Source organism: Oleiphilus sp. HI0066 (assembly GCF_001635725.1).
Window position 1 is genome coordinate 1 of record NZ_LWFH01001593.1, and the last position, 1002, is coordinate 1002.

At 42.8% G+C, this 1002-nt stretch carries 1 protein-coding gene; it reads right to left on the reverse strand.

Annotated features, from left to right (window positions below; all coding sequences use genetic code 11):
* Nucleotides 1-322: 322 nt before the first annotated feature.
* Nucleotides 323-877: a class I SAM-dependent methyltransferase gene (locus tag A3738_RS25025; protein WP_231876550.1), complete on the reverse strand. Its 555-nt coding sequence runs from the start codon at nt 875-877 to the stop codon at nt 323-325.
* Nucleotides 878-1002: the final 125 nt, after the last annotated feature.

A 1002-nucleotide genomic window follows, 5' to 3' on the forward strand; every position in this document is an offset into this window, starting at 1 on the left:
ACTCATTACGAGAAAAATTCCCACTGCGACTAAAATCCATGTGGAAAATTCTTGTCGTCACGAAATGCCTTACCCGATACCAAGCTTTTATCTAGCATCGCTTACTCCCTTATATTTATAGAGCTCTTCCCGCTCAAATTATTGTTATACGCTGACTACTCCCTAGCTGCCTCGTATTCTCAACGATCTAAACTCCGATTGATGTGACGAACATTCAATACGGCTACATGTGGCCACATTGCACAATAATCTTTACAAAAACTTTACAGCGGCAACAAATGTGGACAGCTCAAAAAACAAACAAATTTCGTGCCGACTTCAGTTATGAAACAGAAGCTTCACCCATATAGACGAAACCCGCGAAAGACGGCGTTTTAGGAACGTTTATTTTAGAAAGCTCACTTATTTGAAAACCCGCATCACTAATCAGAAGATCAATAGAGCGATTAAGCTGACAGCCGCCGGCTAACCTAGACCAAAGGGGATTAATTCTGTTTTGCCACTTTTGAACGTTTAGATCTGCAGAAAGACCGTGCTCACAGAAAAGCAGCTTGCCATTTGGTTTCAATACGCGCCGCATCTGTGCAAGTGCTGTCCTCGTATCCACAATGGTGCACAAGGTAAAAGTAAGAAGAACTGTATCAACACTTTCATCATCCAAAGGAATTTGCTCGCCAGGCAAGTCTAGCCATCGCCAGTCAATTCCGCTCTGGACTACGTTACTCTTAGCCTTATTACGCATTCCTATTGAAGGTTCTAGCCCCCAAACAAACTCAACAATTTTTGGGTCATAAAATTGTAGATTAATGGCGGAACCTGCACCAACTTCCAAGACGCGTCCAGAACACTTCGGCACGATTTGGCTTCGGAGCTTCATGATCTGAGGCGAACCGCAGGCGCAATTAATTAGGTGAGGCAATATGTATCGTTCATACATAACATTTTCTTATTTTTATCAGAGATTTCGCTAAATATTACTCTACCGCGTGACGCGATTCCTCG